At 71.1% G+C, this 20752-nt stretch carries 18 protein-coding genes; 11 read left to right on the top strand and 7 right to left on the bottom strand.

The annotated features are described in order from the left end of the window. The first annotated feature begins 24 nt into the window (after window positions 1–24). From VJS38_RS16135 to spt, 4 genes are all read left to right on the top strand, one after another. Entirely contained in the window at window positions 25–1734 is a 1710-nt protein-coding gene (locus VJS38_RS16135) for a fatty acyl-AMP ligase (RefSeq protein ID WP_324089175.1), read from the top strand. A gap of 6 nt (window positions 1735–1740) precedes the next feature. Continuing rightward, window positions 1741–2676: an NAD-dependent epimerase/dehydratase family protein gene (locus tag VJS38_RS16130; protein ID WP_324089174.1), complete on the top strand. Its 936-nt coding sequence runs from the start codon at window positions 1741–1743 to the stop codon at window positions 2674–2676. 89 nt (window positions 2677–2765) lie between these two features. After that, on the top strand, window positions 2766–3020 hold the full coding sequence (locus tag VJS38_RS16125) for an acyl carrier protein (protein WP_324089173.1): 255 nt from the start codon (window positions 2766–2768) through the stop codon (window positions 3018–3020). 4 nt (window positions 3021–3024) lie between these two features. After that, complete coding sequence (spt, locus tag VJS38_RS16120; protein ID WP_324089172.1) at window positions 3025–4242, top strand: serine palmitoyltransferase; 1218 nt, start codon at window positions 3025–3027, stop codon at window positions 4240–4242. 128 nt (window positions 4243–4370) lie between these two features. Here the strand turns inward: spt and VJS38_RS16115 are convergent, their stop codons facing one another. Genes VJS38_RS16115 through VJS38_RS16100 form a run of 4 tightly spaced genes read right to left on the bottom strand, consistent with a single transcriptional unit; the run spans window position 4371 to window position 10672 of the window. Beyond that, on the bottom strand, window positions 4371–6302 hold the full coding sequence (locus VJS38_RS16115; protein ID WP_324089171.1) for a DUF3604 domain-containing protein: 1932 nt from the start codon (window positions 6300–6302) through the stop codon (window positions 4371–4373). Window positions 6303–6326: 24 nt separating this feature from the next. Next, window positions 6327–7340 (bottom strand): HupE/UreJ family protein, encoded by a 1014-nt coding sequence (locus VJS38_RS16110; RefSeq protein ID WP_324089170.1) that lies wholly within the window; start codon window positions 7338–7340, stop codon window positions 6327–6329. Continuing rightward, the gene (locus VJS38_RS16105; RefSeq protein WP_324089169.1) at window positions 7337–8248 is read right to left on the bottom strand and encodes a peptidylprolyl isomerase; all 912 of its coding nucleotides are present in this window, start codon (window positions 8246–8248) and stop codon (window positions 7337–7339) included. Before VJS38_RS16105 ends, VJS38_RS16110 begins: the two co-directional genes overlap by 4 nt. Window positions 8249–8260: 12 nt before the next feature. After that, window positions 8261–10672 (bottom strand): TonB-dependent receptor, encoded by a 2412-nt coding sequence (locus tag VJS38_RS16100; protein ID WP_324089168.1) that lies wholly within the window; start codon window positions 10670–10672, stop codon window positions 8261–8263. A 301-nt stretch (window positions 10673–10973) separates the two neighbouring features. Between VJS38_RS16100 and VJS38_RS16095 the strand changes: the two genes are divergently transcribed. Together VJS38_RS16095 and VJS38_RS16090 are read left to right on the top strand one after the other, a co-directional pair. Further along, window positions 10974–11165 carry a hypothetical protein gene (locus VJS38_RS16095; RefSeq protein ID WP_324089167.1) on the top strand — a complete coding sequence of 64 codons (192 nt, stop codon included), beginning with the start codon at window positions 10974–10976 and terminating at the stop codon, window positions 11163–11165. Between the two features lie 119 nt (window positions 11166–11284). Beyond that, window positions 11285–12634, top strand: a complete 1350-nt coding sequence (locus VJS38_RS16090; protein ID WP_324089166.1) for an FAD/NAD(P)-binding protein — start codon at window positions 11285–11287, stop codon at window positions 12632–12634. A 42-nt stretch (window positions 12635–12676) separates the two neighbouring features. Here the strand turns inward: VJS38_RS16090 and VJS38_RS16085 are convergent, their stop codons facing one another. Genes VJS38_RS16085 through VJS38_RS16075 form a run of 3 tightly spaced genes read right to left on the bottom strand, consistent with a single transcriptional unit; the run spans window position 12677 to window position 15560 of the window. Then, window positions 12677–13594 carry a hypothetical protein gene (locus tag VJS38_RS16085; protein ID WP_324089165.1) on the bottom strand — a complete coding sequence of 306 codons (918 nt, stop codon included), beginning with the start codon at window positions 13592–13594 and terminating at the stop codon, window positions 12677–12679. Beyond that, on the bottom strand, window positions 13591–14505 hold the full coding sequence (locus VJS38_RS16080; RefSeq protein WP_324089164.1) for a diacylglycerol/lipid kinase family protein: 915 nt from the start codon (window positions 14503–14505) through the stop codon (window positions 13591–13593). The genes VJS38_RS16085 and VJS38_RS16080 overlap by 4 nt, the downstream gene beginning before the upstream one ends. Beyond that, entirely contained in the window at window positions 14502–15560 is a 1059-nt protein-coding gene (locus tag VJS38_RS16075; RefSeq protein WP_414692453.1) for a CDP-alcohol phosphatidyltransferase family protein, read from the bottom strand. The genes VJS38_RS16080 and VJS38_RS16075 overlap by 4 nt, the downstream gene beginning before the upstream one ends. A gap of 140 nt (window positions 15561–15700) precedes the next feature. Between VJS38_RS16075 and VJS38_RS16070 the strand changes: the two genes are divergently transcribed. From VJS38_RS16070 to VJS38_RS16050, 5 genes are all read left to right on the top strand, one after another. After that, a complete protein-coding gene (locus VJS38_RS16070; RefSeq protein ID WP_324089162.1) occupies window positions 15701–16615 on the top strand; it encodes a metallophosphoesterase in 915 nt (304 codons plus the stop codon). A gap of 231 nt (window positions 16616–16846) precedes the next feature. Next, window positions 16847–18286 carry an NAD-dependent succinate-semialdehyde dehydrogenase gene (locus VJS38_RS16065; protein WP_324089161.1) on the top strand — a complete coding sequence of 480 codons (1440 nt, stop codon included), beginning with the start codon at window positions 16847–16849 and terminating at the stop codon, window positions 18284–18286. Window positions 18287–18406: 120 nt separating this feature from the next. After that, entirely contained in the window at window positions 18407–18844 is a 438-nt protein-coding gene (locus VJS38_RS16060; RefSeq protein ID WP_324089160.1) for an HIT family protein, read from the top strand. Window positions 18845–18855: 11 nt separating this feature from the next. Beyond that, on the top strand, window positions 18856–20049 hold the full coding sequence (locus VJS38_RS16055; protein WP_324089159.1) for an LptF/LptG family permease: 1194 nt from the start codon (window positions 18856–18858) through the stop codon (window positions 20047–20049). Beyond that, the coding region (locus VJS38_RS16050) for an LptF/LptG family permease (RefSeq protein ID WP_324089158.1) at window positions 20046–20752 on the top strand (707 nt) is incomplete at its 3' end. The genes VJS38_RS16055 and VJS38_RS16050, both read left to right, overlap by 4 nt.

The raw sequence follows: 20752 nt of genomic DNA, 5'->3' as shown, positions 1-20752 counted from the left end.
CCTCATGCCCGGTGAAAGAGGCCCGTGAACGTTACGCCCACCGCCCCGCACCGCGCCCTTCGGCACGCGGACTTTCCGACCCTGACCGAGGCCCTCGACTACGCCGCGACCGGCGAGACGGGGATCAACTTCCATGACCTGCGCGGCAAGCTCACGCTCGCGCTGCCCTATGTCGAGCTGCGCGCCCAGGCGCTGGATCTGGCCCGCGGGCTGCTGGCGGCGGGGCTTGCGCCCGGCGATCGGGTCGGCCTGGTCGCCGACACCACCCCCGACTTCGTGCGCGCCTTCTTCGCCTGTCAGTACGCGGGCGTGGCGCCGGTGCCGATGCCGCTGCCGGCGCCGCTGGGCGGTCGCGAGGCCTATGTCGCCCAGATCGCCCGGATGCTGGGCGCCGCGGCCGCCGAGGCGGTCGTCGTCTCCGAGGAGTTCGAGGCCTGGCTGACGCAGGCCGCCGCCGCCGCCGGCGTTCCCCGCGTACTCAAGCTCAACGACCTGCCGGCCGGCGCCGAGGCGGCCCTGCCCGCGGTCGGGCCCGACCAGACCTCCTACCTGCAGTTCTCGTCCGGCAGCACGCGCGCGCCGACCGGCGTCGTCGTCACCCACCGGGCCCTGATGGCCAATGCGGTGGCGTTCACCCGCGACGGCCTGCAGGTGACGCCGGCCGACCGCGCCGTCTCCTGGCTGCCGCTCTACCACGACATGGGACTGATCGGCTTTCTGATCGGCCCGGTGACGAGCCAGATGAGCCTGGACCTGCTGCCGACCGCAGCCTTCGTGCGCCGGCCGCTGCTGTGGCTCGACCTGATCACCCGCCATGGCGGCAGCGTCACCTACAGCCCGACCTTCGGCTACGATCTGTGCGCGCGCCGTGCGGACGCGGCCGGCGAGGTCGACCTCTCCACCTGGCGCATCGCCGGCGTCGGCGGCGACATGGTCCGCCCGGGCCCTCTGGAGACCTTCGCCGACTGTTTCTCGGCCGCGGGCTTCCGCCGCGAGGCCTTCGTCGCCAGCTACGGCATGGCCGAGGCGACGCTGGCGCTCACCATGGCGCCGCTCGGCAAGGGGCTGAGCGCCGACGTCGTGGACGTCGACCGGATGGAGCAGGACGGCGTGGTCGTGTCGGCCGGCGAGGCCGTCGAGCGCCGCCGCAGTTTCGTCCGCTGCGGTCCGATCCTGCCGGGCCACGAGCTGCAGGTCCGCGACGAAACCGGCGCGGTGCTGGGGGAAGGCCAGGTCGGCAGGATCTTCGTCCGCGGCCCCAGCCTGATGCGCGAGTATTTCCGCCAGCCGGAAGCGACCGCGGCCGTGCTCTCGGCCGACGGCTGGCTGGACACCGGCGACCTGGGCTACCTGGCCGACGGCGAGATCGCGCCGACCGGGCGCTCCAAGGACCTGATCCTGCTGAACGGCCGCAACGTCTGGCCGCAGGATCTTGAATGGACGGCGGAATCCGGCGTGGACGGGCTGCGAAGCGGCGACGTCGCCGCGATCTCCCAGGGCGAGGAGACCGAGGAGCGGGTGGTCCTGCTGGTCCAGTGCCGCAGCAGCGATCAAGAGGTGCGCCAGCGCATCACCGACGATGTCGCCGCCCTGATGCGCGCGCGCCATGGCCTCGACGCCGAGGTGCGGCTGGTGGGCCCGCGGGCGCTGCCGCAGACCTCCTCGGGCAAGCTCAGTCGTTCGAAGGCGCGCACCCTGTTCGAGAGCGGAGCCTTCGACCTCGTGGGATCGTAAGTCCCGGTGCGCGTCGCCGCGGTCACCGGGGCCACCGGCTTCCTTGGCCGGCGGCTGGTCGGCGCGCTGGCCGCCGAGGGCTGGCGGGTCCGTGTGCTGGCGCGCCGCGACGCGATCCTGGCCGCGCCCGAGGGCGTCGAGCCGGAGGTGGTCGTGGGGGCCCTGTCGGATGAAGTCGCCCTGGCCGGGCTCTGCCGCGGCGCGGAGGTGGTGGTCCACGCCGCCGGCCTGATCAAGGCGCGCGCCGGCGCCCACTTCGCCGCCGTCAATGCAGCGGGCGCCGAGCGCGTCGCGCAAGCGGCCCGCCGGGCGGACGTGGAACAGACCCTGCTGGTCTCCAGCCTCGCCGCGCGCGAGCCGCAGCTTTCGCCCTACGCCGCCAGCAAGCGGGCCGGGGAGGAGGCCGCGCGCAAGGTGCTGGGCGATCGCCTGACCGTGCTTCGGCCCCCGGCGATCTACGGCCCCGGCGACCTGGAGACCCTCGGCGTGTTCGAGGCGGCGCTGCGGCTGCCGCTCGCGCCGGTGTTCGATTCGCGCGCCCGAATCGCGATGATCCATGTCGACGACGCCGCCCGGCAGATCGCCGCCGCCGCCGGGCGCGCGCCGGAGCGGCCGGTGGTGGCGCTCTGCGACGTCCGGCCCGACGGATATAGCTGGCGCGAGATCGTCGGCGCCGCCGGCAAGGCGGTCGGGCGGCGATCGGTCATGGTCCCGCTGCCGTCCGCAGCGCTGAGCCTGGCGGGGGCGGCAGGTGCGACACTGCGTCTTTTCGGGGCAAATCCCATTCTCACGCCTGGAAAAGCGCGTGAAATGCGCCATCTGGACTGGTCGCTGCGACCGGAGGAACGCTGGAGCTCGGCGCCGGCGCCTAGATTTGACCTCGAGGGGGGATTCGCCCACACCGTCGCCTGGTGGCGTGTGGCCGGAAAACTCCGTTCGTGAATGTTTTCTGGCAGATGCGCAACGGTACTATGGCAATCGACGCGAAGCATGATTAGCTGTAGTCGAGGGGCGAGGATTGCGGGGGTGAGATGGCCGAACTCGTCGTGGACTTGACCGTGCGCGAAATCGGGCGCGCTGCGGAGGAAGTTCTCGGAAAGCCGGTTTCTGTGACCGCGGACACCGACATCGCCCGTGACCTCTCTGTGGATTCGCTGGCGCTGATGAACATCGTTATGGAACTTGAGGACAAGTTCGACCTGTCGATCCCGCTGGATCGCATGGCCGACGTGCAGACGGTCGGCCAGTTGGCCGCCCTGATCGACGATCTGCGCGTGAAGGTCTGATCCGTTGGGCCTTCTCGACAAGCATCTCCCGCAGATCCGCGCCTATTCCGGAATCCGTGACCACGGCGCCGATCCCTTCAACGTGCGCTTCGACGCCGTCCTGTCGCCGACCGAGGCCCAGCTCAACGGCCGGCGCGTCGTCCTGCTCGGCACCAACAACTACCTGGGCCTGACCTTCGACGAGGACTGCGTCGAGGCCTCGGTCGAGGCGGTGCGGCGCTGGGGCACCGGCACCACCGGCTCGCGCATCGCCAACGGCAGCTTCAACGGCCATCTGGCGATGGAGCAGGCGCTCGCCCGGTTCTACGGGCGCAAGAACGGCATGGTGTTCACCACCGGCTACCAGGCGAACCTGGGCGTGCTCTCCGCCCTGGTCGGGCGCGGCGACCACCTGATCCTCGACGCCGACAGCCACGCCAGCATCTACGACGGCGCGCGGCTGGGCCATGCCGAGGTCATCCGCTTCCGGCACAACGATCCGGAAGACCTCTACAAGCGCCTGCGCCGGCTCGAAGGCGTCCCCGGCGATCGGCTGATCGTGGTCGAGGGCATCTATTCGATGATGGGCGACGCGGCGCCGCTGAAGGAGATCGTCGACGTCAAGCGCCAGACCAGCGCCTATCTGCTGGTCGACGAGGCCCATTCGATGGGCGTGCTGGGCGAGCGCGGCCGGGGCCTGGCGGAGGCCGAGGGCGTCGAGGACGACGTCGACTTCGTGGTCGGCACCTTCTCCAAGAGCCTGGGCGCCATCGGCGGCTTCTGCGTCTCCGACGTCGACGACTTCGACATCCTGCGCGTGGTCAGCCGGCCGTACATGTTCACCGCCTCGCTGCCGCCGGCCGTCGTCGCCTCCACGCTCAAGGCCCTTGAACAGGCCGAGGCGGACCGCTCGCTGCGCCCCCGGCTGCAGGCCAACGCCGAGCGGCTGTTCGACGGGCTGAACGCGCTGGGCTTCACCACCGGCCCCAAGCCCAGCCCGATCGTCGCGGTGGTGATGCCCGACATGCCGACGGCGCTGACGATGTGGAACGCGCTGCTGCAGGGCGGGGTCTATCTGAACCTGGCGCTGCCGCCGGCCACGCCGAACAACCGCCCGCTGCTGCGCACCAGCGTCAGCGCCGCTCACACCCCGCAGCAGATCGACCTGGTGCTCGACGTGTTCGAGTGGGTCGGGCGGGAACTGGGCGTGCTGCCGGTCGAGAGCCAGCGCGCGTCGGGCTGAAGCGGGATGCGCCCGCGCTGAGCGTCGGTCCTAGACCATTCGCAGCCGGTTCGGCGTCGCGAATGGTCCTGCTTCAGAGACTTATGAGCGTTCGGCGGTTCGTCCGAACCGCCGAACGCTCCAGCCGGTCAGGCCGGCGGCGTGTACCAGATCGGCGAGGAGACGGCGCGCTCCTGGATGGTGGCCGGCAGGTGCGGCGGCAGCGGCAGGCCGCGCCTCACCGCCAGGATGGTGTTCCAGCGCGGGGTCGGGATCTCGATCGCGCGGGCGTAGTAGACTGCGGGCTTGGCCGGATCGAACTCGGGGTCATGCCAGACCCCGTTCAGCACCGCCGCGCCCACGGAATTGGCGTAGGTCGCGGTCTTCAGGTCGACGGTGTCGCGCACCGCGGGGACCTTGCCGGCCGCATCGCGCTTGCGCTCCGGCGACCAGACCACGTCGAACACCTTCTCGCGATAGTCGCCGCCCTCCAGCCAGACCTTGACGATCTGGATGCGGTCGAGGTTGCCGCTGGTCGGGTCCTTGGCGGCCTGGACGATGAACCCCGGCCCCCTGGCCGCGGCGGACCTGGCAGGCAGGTCGCCCCCCATCGGCGTTGAGGTGCGGTAGGCGGTCTTCACCCAGTCGGCGCGGGAAAGCGCGTCGTCGGCGACCTGCCAGCCGCCGAAGAAGCGGATCCGGATCGTCGGCCCCGAGGTGGCGAAGGTCTCCTTGCGCCTGAGCGCGGCGTAGATCGACTCGCGGGTGTTGTGCTCGGCCCAGACGCCGGTCAGGCCCGCCGAGCCGTAGATCCCGCCCGAGCCCAGCACCTCGTCAGCCCGCTCGTGGGCCCGCTCCGCCAGGGTGGCGGGCTGCGCGCCGTGCCTCGGCGGCGCCAGCAGGCGCTCGGCCTGCTCGCGGCTGGGCAGGTTGACCTTGGGATCGACGCTGAGCGCCCCCTGGCCGGCGTAGGCGTTCTCGTCGCCGTTCGAGAGGCCGCTGTGGTAGTCGCTCGCGCCGACGAAGCCGAACTTGAAGGGGTTGGCTCCAACCTTCGCCTGGACCACGAGGCCGCGGCCGATCGCCTGGCGCGCATAGCTGCCGTTCACCGGGCTTGGGCCGCCGGTCAGCAGCTGCTCCATCACCTCGAAATTGCTGAACTCGTCGGCGGGCGACAGCTCGGGCGCGGTCTCGGACTGGCCCTTGTTCTGGAAGACTTCGGTCAGGGGCTCGTTGAAGGCGCGGCGTTGGGCGTAGGCCTCGCTGATCGGATGGCCGTCGCTGTCGTTCCAGTCGTACATCCGCCCGCCGCTGGCGTTGCCGTTGTGCGGGATGGCCAGCGCTTCGATCCCCTGGCCGCGCAGGCGCTCGAGGTAGCTCCAGAGATCCTCCGGCCGCTGCGAGTCCGCCGAGGAGAAGGGGGCGGGCGGCGGGGCGTTCCGGAAGATCACGTTGCGGTGCAGGTTGATCTTCTGGTCCGGCATCGAGGTCCATTCGTAGGCCACGAAGGTGGTGAACTTGCCGGGCTGGTAGTTCCTGTCGGCCGCCTCGACCTCCGCCTTCCAGGCTCGCGCCATCGCGGCCTGGGCGTTCAGCTCGGGCAGGTTCTGATGCATGGCGTTGACGGTGAAGATCCGCATGAAGCCCTGCAGCGGATGCTCGCGCAGGAACTTGCCGAGCTCGCTCTTGGCCAGGGGGCTGGTCGGATCGTCCAGCTGGTTCAGCGTGCCCATGTACTCGGCGTGGTCGGTCACGGCGGTGAAGTCGAGCGGGCGCGGCCGCTGGACGGTCTGGCCGAAGTAGCTGATCGGCTCGCCGCGGGCGAAGCGGTAGGCCTCGTCCGGCGTGCTGCGCGTGCCCATGATCGAATAGGCGTCGAACGATTGGCCGGTGTGCAGGTGCAGCTCGCCGAAGAAGACGCGGCGGTCGGCAGGGTCGTCGTCGGCCGCTTGGGCCGCGGCGAGCTGGACGCCGGCCGGATGGCCCGGCGCGGGCTTGGGCGTCGCCGCCAGCGCGATCAGGCCCCCCGCGCCGGCGACGGCGGCGGCGGACGCCAGCAGAAGTCGAGTTCTCTTGTTCATTGTCAGCTCCCCAGGGAATTTCGGTCAGGCGAGGGCGATGGCGGCGCGCTGGAGGAACCAGAAGGCCGCGAAACTGCCGATGGCGTAGGGCGCGAGCCGCGGGGCGAGACGCGCCCAGCCGGCCGGCAGGCGCCGGCGAAGCGGCCGGAGCGCCAGGATCGCGAGGATGGCGGCGCCCACGAACAGCAGCTGGCCGGCCTCGACTCCGAGGTTGAACAGCAGCAGCGCCAGCGGGATCGCGTTCGGCGGCAGGCCGACCTCGGCGAGGGCTCCGGCGAAGGCGAAGCCGTGCAGCAGGCCGAAGGTGAAGGCGATCAGCCACGGATGGCGCGCGGTCAGGCCAACGCGGCCGCGGGCCGTGTTCACCAGTTCGGCGGCGACGAAGACGATGCTCAGCGCCACCAGCGCCTCGATCACGGCGGAGGGGGCGTGGACCAGGCCCACCGCGCTGGCGCCCAGGGTGAGGCTGTGCGCCGCGGTGAAGGCGGTGATCGCCTTGACCAGCCGCCACCGCACCCCGACCAGCAAGAGCAGGCCCAGCACGAACATCAGGTGGTCGATCCCGGTCAGGATGTGCTCGACGCCGAGCTGGAAATAGGCCGGGACCGAAAGCCCCCCGGTGTGCGGAAAGGCGATCCGCGCTTCGGGATGATCCGGCTTCAGGATGGTCTCGAAAGTCCGGCCGTCGGCCAGCTCGGCGCGCACCAGCACGTCGGTGATGCTGCGCTCCAGGCCCTCGACCGCGAGATCGCGGCCTTCCAGCGTGTCGGCCGGCCGGGCGCGGACCGTCCAGCTGCGGATCAGGAAGGTCGGCGTGACCACCTCGTCGCCGGGCCGCGCGTCCAGCCAGCCGTTCGACAGGTGCGGAACGAGCCGGATGGCGAACTCGCCCATCACCGGCTGCTTCCAGGTGACCTGGTAGAGGTCCTGGCCGGTCTGGCGGATCTGCAGATAGGCCGGCCGGACCTCATGGGCGCGGGCGAGGGGCGCCGTCGCCAGCAGGAGCAGCGCGCCCAGCGCCGCGAGGAGGCGGTTCATGGCCGCCCCGCCTTGTCCCGGCGAACGAGGCTGTAGCGCGCCTTCAGGTCTTCGAAGGCCTTGCGGTTGGCCGCCTCCTGCCGCGCGGCGATGGCCTCGCCGCGCACGCGGTCGCGGACCGCCTCGAACGGCAGGACGCGCGCCGCCGCGGTCTCGCTCACCCGCACCAGGTGCCAGCCGTAGATCGACCGGAACGGCCCGCTCCAGCGGCCGGTCGGAGCCGAGAACAGCTTGCGGCTGAGCTCCTCGTCGCCGAACAGCCGCCGCGCCGCCTCGGGCGTCATGGCCGAATAGTCGTAGAGGTCGGGGAAGGCGTCGCCGCGCTCGGGGGCCCGGGTCGCGGTCGCGGAGAGGCTGGCGAGCGTCGCCTCCGCGCGCCGGCGCGCGGCCTCGCGGCCCTCGGCGCCGTCCGCGAAGAAGATGTGGCTGAAGCTGGCGGAAGGGGCGGCGGCGTATTGCGCGGCGTGGGCCCCGTACCAGGCCTTCAGCTCCGCCTCGGTCGGCTCGCGGACGGCGGCCAGATCCTGCTGCAGGAACTGCATCTTCTGCACGAGGCGGCGGCGGACGATCTCGTCGTCGCGGTCGAGATGACGCGCCTGCGCCTCGCGATAGAGCGCCTCCTCGTCGACCCAGTGATCGACGAGCTGGTCGAGCCGCCGGGACGAGGGCTCGGCGCCGAACTCGTTGCGATAGGCTTCGGCCAGCTGCCCGACGCGTTCGCGGGTGACGGTGATCCGATGCAGGTCGGTCGCGGCGCGGTGGTGCTCGCTGACGGCGAACAGCGCCAGGCCGGCGGCGAAGAAGTGCGCCAGCGGCTCGCGCGCCAGGCGCCCCGCCCAGGCGCGCAGCCTGGGCGGGACGGAGAGCGGCTCGGCGCGGGCAGGGGGCTCGACGAGCTCTGCGGTCATGGCCGGCCCCGCTCAGTACTTGACGCGCAGGGTCACCCCGTAGGTGCGGGGATCGCCGAGCTGGGAGTAGAGCGAGCCGGTGTTGCCGGAGCCGGGAGCGACGGTGGTCAAATAGTCCTTGTCGAACAGGTTCTTCGCCCAGACGTAGGCGTCCCATCGCTCGGAGCGGACGCCGGCGCGGGCGTTCAGCAGGCTGAGCTGCGGCAGGCGCGAGTAGATGGAGTCCGTCGCCGCCGAATAGATCGACGAGCGATAGGTGTAGTCTGCGCCGAGGTAGGCCTCCGCCTCGCGCGCGCCCAGGCTTACCGGATAGCTCACCTCGCCGCCGGCGGCGATCGCCCAGCGCGGCGTGCCGGCCAGGGCCGAGTTGTTCAGATTGCACGCGGAAAGGTTGGCGTGTTCCAGCCCGCAGGGCGCGCTGGGGTACTTGTCGTAGATCGCGTCATTGTAGGTCGCGGACGCGTAGAGCGAGACGTGCTCGGTGGGCTGGGCCTGGATGTCGACCTCCACCCCTTGCGCCCGCACCTTCGGCACGTTGGCCAGGTACATCTTCAGCAGGATCGGATCGAGGATGTTGGCCTGGTAGTCCTTGTCCTGCTCCCAGAAGACGTCGGCGTTCAGCACGAGGCGGCGGTCGAAGAGCTTGGTCTTGACGCCCACCTCGACGCTGTCGATCGATTCCGGGGCCACGACCGGGCTCGCGCCGGCGGGAAGCTGCGTCAGGTTGAGGCCGCCCGACTTGTAGCCGCGGGCGTAGTTGGCATAGGCCAGCACGTTTGGCGTCGCCTGCCAGGAGAGGTTCACCAGGCCGGAAAGGTTGTTCTTCTGGTCCTTGACGTTGAAGTGGCCGTTGCTGGCCAGCGCCGCGCGCGGACCGGCGAGCGAGGCCAGCGGCCCGGTCAGCGGCACGCCGCCCGTGACCACCTGGGTGTAGTTGCCGCGCTTGAAGTCGTCGGTGTAGCGCAGCCCGCCGGTCAGGTTGATGTCCGGCGTAATGTGCCAGACCGCCTGGCCGAACAGCGCCAGGCTGTCGGTGTTGTAGTTGCTGACGTAGTCGCCGCGGACGCCGTTGGCGACGAGGGCGGGGAGCGCGGGGCTCAGCAGGAAGTAGCTCGCCGCGTCGCCGTACTGTTGGGCGCCCACCGCCTTGATCTGCTCGCGGTAGAGATAGAGGCCGGCGACATAGTCGACGCGGTTCTCGCCCGCCGAGGCGACGCGGAACTCCTGGCTGTACTGGTTCTGGTAGTCGCCGTTCTGCCCTACCGTCAGGATCGACAGCGGCGAGTTGTCGGCGTCGTTCTGCGGCCACCAGTTCCAGAACCGCCAGGCGGTGATGGAGGTGAAGACCGCCTTGGGCGTGGAATAATCCACCTGCACAGAGGCGCCGCCCTGCTCCTGCCGCGCGCGGAAGGGCGAGTTGGCGTTGGCGTTGCGCGAGAAGGGGTCGACGAGCGGGGTGTAGCCGAAGTGCTGGGCGAAGGCCGTGAAGTTCTTGCCGTTCGGCGGGGTGACGATCCCGCTCAGCACATTGATGCAGCAGTGGGTGAACTGGTTGCCGTAGTCGGCGATGAAGCGGATCTTCAAATCGTCCGTGGGCGTGAAGAGCAGCTGCCCGCGGGCGGTGAAGTTGCGGTAGTTGTTGACCTTCTCGCCGTCGACGAGGTTGGTCAGGAAGCCATCGCGGGTGGTGGTGGCCAGCGACAGGCGGCCCGCCAGCTTGTCGGCGACGATCGGGCCCGAGACCGAGCCCTTGGCCTGGAAATAGCCGTAGTCGCCGCCGCTGACCTCGGCGACCGCGGAGGGCCGGAAGGTTGGGGCGGCGGTCGTGATGTTGATCGCGCCTGCGGTGGTGTCCTTGCCGAACAGCGTCCCCTGCGGTCCGCGCAGCACCTCGATCCGGTCGATGTCGACAAGGTCGAGCGTCGCCGTGGCGGGGCGGCTGTAATAGACCCCGTCGACATAGAAGCCGACGCCAGGATCGAGGCCGTCGTTGGCCAGGCCCACATTGTTGCCCAGCCCGCGGATGTTGATGTTGGCGTTGCGGGCGTTGAAGAAGGTGAACTGGATGCTCGGCACCAGCTGCGCCACCTGGGCGATGTTGGTGGTGTTGGTCTTCTCCAGGAAGTCCCCGCCGATCACCGACAGGGCGGCGGGCACCTTCTGAGCGTCTTCCGAGCGGTGGCGCGCCGTGACCAGGACCTCGCCCATCTCGGCGGGGGCCTCTTCCGCGGCGGCGTTCGCGGCGACTGCGGTGGCGGCCCGGGCCGCCGGCCCGTCCGCCGCCTGCGCGGCGCCGGCGGCGAGGACGGAGGTGAGCGCCGAGACGCCGAGCAGGCCCATGCGGCGGCAGCCGCGCCGCAGGCGCCGCGAATCGATCCCCCGATGATCCGGCCCCCGGGCCGGCTGAACACTGTGCTTGCGCATGGCGCGATTTCCACTTCGAAACAGGTGCAAGCGGGCCCCAAGCCGTCCCGCCCACGCCCGCCAGGGCGGCTCCCCCGGCCGGCGTCGCGAGCTAACTGGCGGAAGCTGCGCCAAAGGGCAGCAAAGAAAATCTATAAGACCTATGAGCGAAGTGGGAATTAAGGGAAGCGGAGCCTGCGGTGGCCGTCTGCGTTTGCAGAGAGACCATCGTTCAGTGCGCGCGGCCCCGACCTTTGAAACACGACTTATCAAGTAGGAATTAAGGGCGTACCCTCGCGAGACCAGGCTGAGGAGAACGGCCATGTCGAAGAACGCCTCCAGAGAGCTGACGCCCGCCGACACTCGCGTGCTCGAACCCGATGTGCTGGGCGTGCTGGCCCTCGTCCTGCACGGGCGCGACGAACCCGAGGAACCGCCCCGGTCCGATCCGCCCCGGACGCCGGCCGGTTGGCGTGGGCGCGGCCGGCGGCCATCGCCGAGGCAGAATTTCTAAAGCGGCTATCGAAATTCCGGCGCTTCAGACAGGCCGCGGCGCCCAATCTCCCTTTGCTCGCCGCTCTAATGACCTTTAATCCTTCTGATTAAGTAGGAAATAAAGGCGCGAGCGTATCCGTGGCTTCCCGTCCCACCGTCGCCGTCATCGGGGCGGGCTTCAGCGGCCTGCTCACGGCGCTTCATCTCCTGTCGGCGCCGGACGGGCCGCAGGTGCAGCTGATCGAGCGCCGCGGCGCATTCGGGCGCGGCCGCGCCTACGAGACCGACAACCCCGACCACTTGTTGAACGTCCGGGTGGCGAGCATGAGCGCCTTGCCAGATCAGCCGGACCACTTCGTCCAGTGGCTCTCGCATCGCGACGGCTGGCGTGCGACCGGGGCGTTCGTGACGCGCGGGGTCTACGGCGACTATCTGCAGAGCCTGCTGGGCGGGGCGGTGCAGGGCGCTTATGGCGTCGGCCGCCTGCTGCTCGAGCTCGACGAAGCGGTGGACGCCCGGCCCGTCCGGGGCGGGTGGGAGATCGAGACGGCCATGGGGCGAACGCTCTTCGCGGACGCCGTGGTCCTGGCGCTCGGCGCCCCGCCGTCCGCGCCGCCGCCAGGCGCGAGCCCGGAGCTCCTGGCCTCGCCGCGATACCTCGCCGATCCGTGGGCGGCCGGGGCTTCGACCGACGTCGGCCGCCACGTGCTGCTGCTGGGCGCGGGCCTCACCATGGTCGACGTCGCCTTCGCGCTCAGCCGCGGCTACCGGCGCTTCACGGCGATCTCGCGCCGTGGGCTCGTCTCGCTCGGGCACGACGGGCGCCCGCCCGCGACAGGACGGACGGATCTCGCGGGCTCGCCGGCGGAGGTCCTGCGCCAGGTGCGCCGCTCGGCGCGCGGCCGCGATTGGCGCGAGGCGGTCGACGAGGCCCGCGGCTCCGCGCAGGACGTCTGGCGCGCCTGGTCGTTGGCGGAGCGGCGGCGTTTCCTGCGGCACCTGCGCCCCTGGTGGGACATCCACCGCCATCGCATGGCGCCGTCGGTGGCGCGGCGCGTCCAGGAGATGCGCAAGGCCGGCGAACTGGTCGTCCGCGCCGGCGCGATCGAGCGCCTCGATCTCGCTCAGGACGAGGTGCGGGTCGAGTGGCGGGCGCGGGGGACCCGCAAGCCGCAGACGCTGATGGTCGACGCGGTGGTGAACTGCACGGGGGCGGGCGGAGAGATCGGCTTGGCCGACCCGCGGCTGATCGGGGCCTTGCTGGGCCGGCGGCTGGTGCGGCCGGACCCCTGCCGCCTGGGGCTTGACGTCGACGCCGGGTCGCGCCCGCTGAACGCCAAGGGCGTGGCTCAGCGCGGCCTCTACGCCGTGGGGCCGCTGACGCGCAGCGCCTTCTGGGAGATCACCGCCGTCCCCGACATCCGCAGCCAGGCCGCGACGGTGGCGCGCGACCTGCTGGCGGAACTCGCGGCCCGCAGGAGGGCCTGACCACATGGCTGCTTAATGGGAATGAGCGCCACAATCTCCGCTCTACCTGCGGCCGCGCGCCCTCCAGAGCCGCCAGGCCACGCCGGGCGCCGCCAGGATCGGGTGGCGCTCGCGCCAGGCGGTCACCGGCACCACCACGCCCGTGTGGCGGGCGATCTTCCAGGCGGCATAGCGCGCCGCGCCCTCGAAGGTCGAGGCGGCCTTGACGAGGCGCGCGGCGTTCAGAGGCTTGCCGACCATGGTCCGGCGGGCCCAGGCCCGATGCAGCCGGCGCCGCTCGGCTTCGCGCAACTGCGGCCGCAGCGTCTCGCCCGAGGCTTCGAAGTCCACGCCGGCGCTGCGCCAGGCCAGCGGCAGCAGCGCGTTCCAGCGTCCCGGATCGAAGCGGATGATCTCGCGCTCGCGCCCCGGCTTCTCGACGCGCAGCTCGGCTGCATAGGTGCGCCGGAAGAGCGCCAGCCAGAAGTCCCCCGCCCGGCCGCTCTCGGGGCCCAGCGCCGCGGCGTAGCGGGCGGCGGTCTCCGCGGCCGCGCAGATCGACGCCTTCACCGCCGCGGCGCTGGCCGCGTCCGCCGCGCAGGTCAGGGCGCAGGGCTGGACGAAGCGCGTCCAGATGGTGGTGTCGAGGTAGCCGCCGGCCGCGGCCTTGCCGAAGGTCGACAGCGGCATGGTCGCGATCTTGGCGCGCAGAACCCGGCCGCCGATCTCCAGCTCTCGATAGGAGACGTCCGGCCAGAGGCGGCGGGCGATCCAGCCGCGCCAGCCGGTCCGCCGCTCGTCGCCGGTCAGCAGGTAGAAGTCGAGCACGCCGTCGAGGTCGCCGGTGCGCAGGATCGAGCCGTAGAACAGCACAGCGTGCGCCCCGGTCTCGCCCGCCAGGGCTTTGGCGAAGGCCCGCGCCGGGGGCGGGCAGGGCGCCTTAAGCTGGCGCTCGACGAAGGCCTGCAGGCCCTGGCTCACGGCGTCACGAACTGCAGGGGCGCGCCCAGGCGCAGGCTGAGCTCGCCGCCGGGGAAGGTCTCGCCGTCCAGCACGAAACTGGTGTCCAGGGCGACGTCGATCCGCTCGTCCACGCGCTGGTGATAGCCGGCCTGCGCCAACCAGGGCGTCTCGGCGCCGGAGAGCAGCCTGGGCAGCGCCTGCAGCAGCCGGCGCGGCGGCGCCTCGACCGCCAGGCTGCGCATGCGCCCGCGGTCGGGCGGGCCCAGCGGCTGCACGCCGAGCGGCAGGCGCTCCAGGGTGGAGGCCAGAAGCAGGAAGACGTCGCCGGCGTAGGGCGCGGCCTCGCCCGTGCTGATCCGCATCGGCTCCCCCGCGCGCCAGCCGCTGCGCGGGCCGCCGAACAGGGTGCGGAACACCGCGCCCCCGAGCGTCAGGCCGACCGCGGCCTCCTCGAAGGCGCCCAGCCTGTGGGTGCGCTGAGCGAGGTCGGTCGCCCGCACGAAGGCGCCGGCGCCGAAGATGAAGCCGCGGACCAGCGGCGCGGCCTGGCCGGGGCGGAACACCTCCAGCGGCCGCCGCGAACGGAACCGGCCCTCGCGGGCGCAGCCCAGCGCCGCCTTGATCGACCAGCCGGGCGGGGCGCCGAGGTCGAAGGCCAGCGCATTGGTCTTGCCGGACGGCAGCACGGCGAGGGCCGGCAGGCCGTCCGTGAAATGGCGCGGTGCGCGGGTCAGCACCTCGCGCACGGTGCCGTCCCCGCCGTCGATCACCAGCAGGTCGAGCCTCTCCGTGGCGAACCGCGCCAGGGTCTCGTCCAGGGCCTGCCGGCCGCGCGGCGCCTCGACCAGCACCGCATCGGAGCCGACAGGCGCGGGCGCCCCCCGGTTGTGCCGGCTCTTGGGGTTGTGGATGACGCCGGCCCGTTTCACCGCGACAGCCAGGAGACCACGCTCGCCTTCGGCGCCGCGAGCGCCTGGACGAGCTGAACCACGTGGACGGCGAAGGAGACGGCGGTCCAGGCCGCCATGGCCGCAAAGCCCCAGTCCGGGCGGCCGACCAGGGCGCAGCCGGTCAGCAGGATCAGGTTCGGGTTGCGGCGCGCGGTGATCTCGCGGAACCAGCTGTCGAACGGCCGCCAGGAATGGATGTGCATGCCGAACAGCCGCATGAACACGCCTTCGATGGCCCGCTGGGCGACGTAGCCGACCAGCACCACGCCCAGCATCAGATCCGCCTGCGGCAGGGGGTGCGGCCCGGCCTGCACGCCGACCCACCAGGCCCACCACCAGAACGGCGGATGGACGAGGTCGATGCCGTGGTCGAAGACGTTGCCCCACTTCGACGAGGTCAGGGTCACCCGCGCCAGCTTGCCGTCGACGGTGTCGAGGAAGGTCATGATCCAGCCGCAGGCCAGGCCGGCGGCGTAATGGCCGGTCCAGAACAGCCAGAAGGCCGCCAGCACCAGCAGGAAGCCGGCGAAGGTCACCTGGTTCGGGGTGATCTTCGCCAGCGCGCACCAACGCGTGACGATCCGCGCCGGGACCGGCCACAGCCGCTTGGTGACGATGTCGGTGACGCCCTTGTAGGAGCCCTTGAAGAGCCGCGCCTCCACCGCGCGGACGCGCTCGGGGCTGAGCGGCTCCAGCACTGGCGGCTCGCGCTTGCGGAGCGCCTGGTTATAGGCCAGCCCCGCGGGGTCCAGCCGCTCCAGGCCGGCGAGCGCCGCGGCGTCGCCGCCTTCGAGCGCATCGGCGACCGGGGCGGCGTCATAGGCTTCCACGTGCGCGGCGAGGGCCTCGCCCTTGGGGCCGACCAGCAGGGCGCGCGGGCGCCTGGCGAGGGCGGCGATCAGGCCCTCGTCATAGACCCAGTCGGCCCGCGCCAGCACGATGCCGCCGGCGTCGTTCGCCGGCAGGACGTCGCGCTCGGCGGGCTTGAGCCCCGCCCGTCGGAAGGTCCGTTCGAGCCGCTCGGAGCCGGTCATGCCCCAGATGCGGCCATTTCCGGCGGCGAGCGTAACGCCCCGCGCCGCGCCGGTCTGTCGATCCAATTTACGCCGCCCCTTATCCAAATACGCCCGAGTTGATAACCAAGGCCGCGATCTCCTGGCCAGAAAGCATTCGGTTGGTATTCCGCCTCGCCCACATCTCCGACCTGCACCTGACGCCGCCGCCGGCGCGCGGAATCGAGCTCGAGCCGAAACGCTGGCTGAGCCGCTTCGCTTGGCGACGCAAGCGCCGCAGGCACAGCCAGGAGGCTCTCGCCACCCTGGTCGCCGACCTGAAGGCTCAGCGCCCCGATCATATAGTCATCACCGGCGACCTGACCAATTTCGCAACGTCGCAGGAGCTGCGTGCGGCGCGGGTGTGGCTTGAGAGCCTCGCACCCGCCGACCAGGTGACGGTGAGCCCCGGCAACCACGACGCCCTGGCCGGCGCAGGGGGACATGAGCGGTTCGCGCCGTGGGCGCCCTGGCTGGGCGACGCCGACGAGGCCGAATTTCCCCAGGTCAGGGTGCGCGGACCTGTCGCGCTGGTGAACCTGTGCTCGGCGACGCCCACGGCGCTGCATCTGGCCCAGGGTGTGCTGGATGCGGCCCAGCTCCAGCGGCTGCCGCAGCTCCTGCGCCGCTTGAGAGGGGAGGGGCTGTTCCGCGTCCTCCTGATCCACCACCCGCCGAGTGTCGGCGTCGTCTCCCGCCGCAAGGCGCTGCGCCAGGCTCCGGAACTGGCGGAGATTCTGTGCGCCGAGGGCTGCGAGCTGGTGCTTCACGGCCACGCCCATGAGGCCAGCATGTCGACGCTCGCAGGGCCGCAGGGGCTGATTCCCGTGCTGGGCGTGCCCCCGGCGTCAGGCAGCGGGGCTCATGGCGAGACGGCGCGCTGGCATGAGGTCGAGATCGAGGCCGGCGAGGAGTGGCGGGTGCGTGTCACCGCCCGGGGCCTCGGGGCGGACGGTCGGATGGCGGAGTTGGGGCGGTATCGACTACATCCCACTTATCTCTGCGAAAGTCGGGACGAGTGGACAGATTTGGCATAGGCCTTGGCAGACGCCATTTTTGAACGGGGTTTATTACGCATCCTCTGGCGCTCCCCGCTCATAGAATAAGACAATGTCCCTGCCGGGCGGCCATGCTTGCCTATGCGCCGGCTTCGGCTCCATATCGTTGACCGCGGCGGCAAGGGGGCGACGTGGTCTGCGCGCGGCGCCTTATCTCTCGGCCCTCAATCCAGCGGGATCTTCGCCCCTCTTTCGCCTGAAGGATCCGTCATGACCTCCTACTGCGACACCGAGCTTTTCATCGACGGTGCTTGGGGGGCCGCCGCAGCTGGTGCGACCATCGACGTCGTCAATCCGGCGACGGGCGCGCGGATCGGCGGCCTGGCCAAGGCCGGGATCGCCGACCTCGATCGCGCGCTGGCGGCGGCCGACAGGGGCTATCGAATCTGGCGCGCCACCGCCGCCTTCGAACGCGCCAGGATCATGCGCAGGGCCGCCGAGCTGATGCGCGAGCGCGCCGATGTCATCGCTTCGATCTTGACGCAGGAGCAGGGAAAGCCGCTCGCCGAAGCAAAAGGCGAAGCCATGGCTTCGGGCGACATCATCGAATGGTTCGCCGAGGAGGGCCGGCGCGCGTACGGACGGATCGTACCAGCCCGCACGCCCAGCGTTCAGCAGCTGGTGATCAAGGAACCGGTCGGCCCGGTCGCAGCCTTCACACCGTGGAACTTCCCGATCAACCAGGCAGTGCGGAAGATCGCGGCGGCGCTCGCCGCCGGCTGTTCGATTATCGTCAAGGGACCAGAGGAGACCCCGGCGTCCTGCGCCGAACTCGTCCGGGCATTCGCCGACGCGGGCGTGCCGGCCGGCGTGGTGAACCTCGTGTTCGGCGTTCCGGCGGAAATCTCAGACTACCTCATCGGCCACCCGGTCATTCGCAAGATTTCCTTCACCGGATCGACCACGGTGGGCAAGCAACTCGCCGCCCTCGCCGGCGAGCACATGAAACGCGTCACGATGGAGCTGGGCGGCCACGCCCCGGTGATGGTCTTCGAGGACGCCGACATCGGCGCTGCCGCAAAGGCGATGGCGATGTCCAAGATTCGCAACGCCGGGCAGGTATGCATTTCGCCCACCCGCTTTCTGGTTCAGAACGACGCCTTCGATCCGTTCGTCGCGGCCTTCGTGGAGACGATCGGCAAGGTCAAGGTCGGCGACGGTATGGAGAGCGGGACTCAGATGGGCCCGCTTGCCAACGAGCGCCGTATTCCCGCGATCGAGGCTCTGATCGTCGACGCGGTGGAGCGCGGCGGCAAGCTGCTCGCCGGCGGCGCCCGCATCGGCAATCGTGGAAACTTCTTCGAGCCGTCAGTGCTGGTTGACGTACCCATCGAGGCCAGGATCATGAACGAGGAGCCGTTCGGCCCGGTCGCCGTGATCAACCGCTTTTCCACCACGAAGGAGGCGATCGCAGAGGCCAATCGGCTGCCATACGGGCTGGCGGCCTACGCCTTTACGGAATCGGCGTCCACCATGCACGCGCTCGGCGACCAGGTGGAGGCAGGAATGATCACGATCAACCACCTCGGCCTGGCGCTGCCTGAGCTGCCGTTCGGCGGCGTCAGGGACTCGGGCTACGGCACCGAAGGGGGGGCGGACGCCCTCGAACCCTATCTCGTCGCAAAGTTGGTGACGCGGTCCTACGCCTGACGAGCGGCGCGCTTGGTCGGCCCACCGATGTGCACGAGGTCCCGCGTCTTCCCGCTTTCATCCCCCGGCCCGACTTCCTAAGGTCGAACCTGCGGCGCATCGACCGCCGGGACGACCCCCATGACCAATCCCACCGCTCAGAAGTTCGGCTATCCGCGCAGCCTCGTCGCCGAGACGGCGAGCTGGCTCGTGCTGGTGCGGCCCAGCCAGCCGACGCTGGGGGCGCTGGTGCTGGTCTGCAAGGAGCCGGCCGAGGCCTTCTCCCAGCTCAGCCCCGCCGCCTTCGCCGACCTGGCCGTGGTCACCCGCGGGGTGGAGCAGGCGCTCTCGAAGCTGGTCGGCTACGCCCGCATCAACTACCTGATGCTGATGATGGTGGACCGCGACGTGCACTTCCACGTCCTGCCGCGGTACGAGGGCGAGCGGACCTTCGAGGGGTTTTCCTTCACCGATCACGGCTGGCCGGCTGCGCCGAAGCTCACGCCTGCTGTTGACCTGGAGCCGCCCGTGGCCGAAGCCCTCGTCGAGCGTCTGCGAGCCCTGTGGCCCGCGGCCTAGACGAGATTTCAGTGACCCTGCTCGACCGCTACATCCTGAGGCTGACGCTCGCCCCGCTGGGAGGCGCGCTCGGCGTCACCCTGGTGGCGCTCTTGCTGGAGCGGGTGCTGCGCCTCCTGGACCTCCTGTCGGAAAGCAGCGGCCGGCTGGGCTTCGTCGCCCAGCTCGCCGCCAACCTCGTGCCCCACTACCTGGGCCTGACGCTGCCGGCGGGCTTCTTCATCGCCCTGTTCATCGTGGTCACCCGCCTCAACGAGGGCTCGGAGATCGACGCCCTGCTGGCCAGCGGCGTGTCGCTGACCCGCATCGTCGCGCCCTATCTGGCGCTGGCGGGGGTGCTGACGGTCGCCAGCCTGATCCTGTTCGGCGTCCTCCAGCCCTACAGCCGCTACGCCTACCGGGCGGTGATGCACGCGGCCGAGACCGCCGGCTGGAGCGGCCAGGCCGAGCCGCAGACCTTCTTCGCCCCCGACCAGCACCTGACCATGACCGCCGACATGGTCGACGCCACCGGCGAGCACCTCGGCCGGGTGTTCATCCGCAGGACCCTGGCGGACGGCCGCGAGGAGGTGACGACGGCGGCCAGCGGCCGGCTGGCGCGCAGCGCCGGCGGCTCCACGGTGCGGCTCGACCTGACCGACGGCCAGCAGTTCAGCACCGCCGGCAACGGCGCGGCGCGGGTGCTGAGCTTCAGGAGCTTCGCCATCGACCTGCCGCTGACCAGCGCCGAAAAGCTGCTGCGCGGCCGCGGCCGCGATGCGCGCGAGCTGACGCTCGGCGAGCTCGCGGCGCAGGCGCGCAAGCCGGGCGCCATGATCCCCCGGCAGGAGCTGCTGGCCGAGCTCTACGCCCGGCTGGCGCGCTCCTTCGCCCTGCCGCTGCTGCCGCTCCTGGCGCTGCCTTTGGGGCTTTCGGCGAAACGGGGCGGGCGGGCGCCCGGGATCATCCTCGCCGGCCTCCTCCTGGTCGCCTTCCAGCACATGCTGCAGCTGGGCCAGAGCCTGGCCTCCAGCGGCCGGGCCCAGGCCCTGCCGGCGATCCTGGTCCCGTTCGGCGCCTTCGCCGCGATCTGCCTGGTGACCTTCTACACCAGCCGCAAGCGGCCCGGAGAGACGCCGGTGGGCGTGCTGGCCGAACGGGTCGGCGACATGATCCGGCGGACGTTCCGCGTGCGTCGTGACGCCGAAGCCGAGGCCGCGGCGTGATCCTTCGCAAGCATCTCCTGGCGACCGTCGGCGCCCGCGTCCTCGCTGCCCTCGTCGTCCTGGTGTCGATCCTGCAGGTGCTGGACCTGCTGGACGTGACCACCGACATCCTGTCGCGCAAGCTGGGCGTCGCGGGCGTGCTCTATTACGCCACGCTCCGGTTGCCGAGTCTCATCGCCCAGGTGGCGCCGTTGAGCGTGCTGGCCGGCTGCCTCTTCGCCTTCACCCAGCTTGCGCGCGAGAACGCGGTGGTGGCGCTGCGCTCGACCGGCGTTTCCGCCTACCAGCTGCTGGCGGCCATGGCGCCGGTGGCGCTGGCGGTCGCCATCGCGCACCTGGTCTGCGTGCAGTGGATCGGACCGCGCGCCGAACAGGCGCTCGACGCCTGGTGGAGCCGCACCACGCCGCCGGCCGAGCGCACGGCGCCCGGGCCGCGCAGCTTCCGCGTGGGCGCCGACATCGTGACCGCCGCCATGGGCGACCGCGCCGGCCGCGAGCTGACCGGCGTCCGCATCTACCGCCGCGACGCCCAGGGCCGGCTGGTCGAACGCCTGCGGACGGACAGCGCCGCCTTCCAGGGCGACGGCTGGCGGCTGGTGCAGCCGAGCTTCGAGACGATCGCACCCGGCGGCGTGCGGCGGGGCGCGGCGAACCAGATCATCTGGCGTCCCGGGCCGCAGCCGCAGGACGTTCGCGCGATCTT

Source organism: Phenylobacterium sp., from assembly GCF_035276905.1.
Classification (GTDB): Bacteria; Pseudomonadota; Alphaproteobacteria; order Caulobacterales; family Caulobacteraceae; genus Phenylobacterium.
This window is presented reverse-complemented; position numbering and strand designations above follow the sequence as displayed.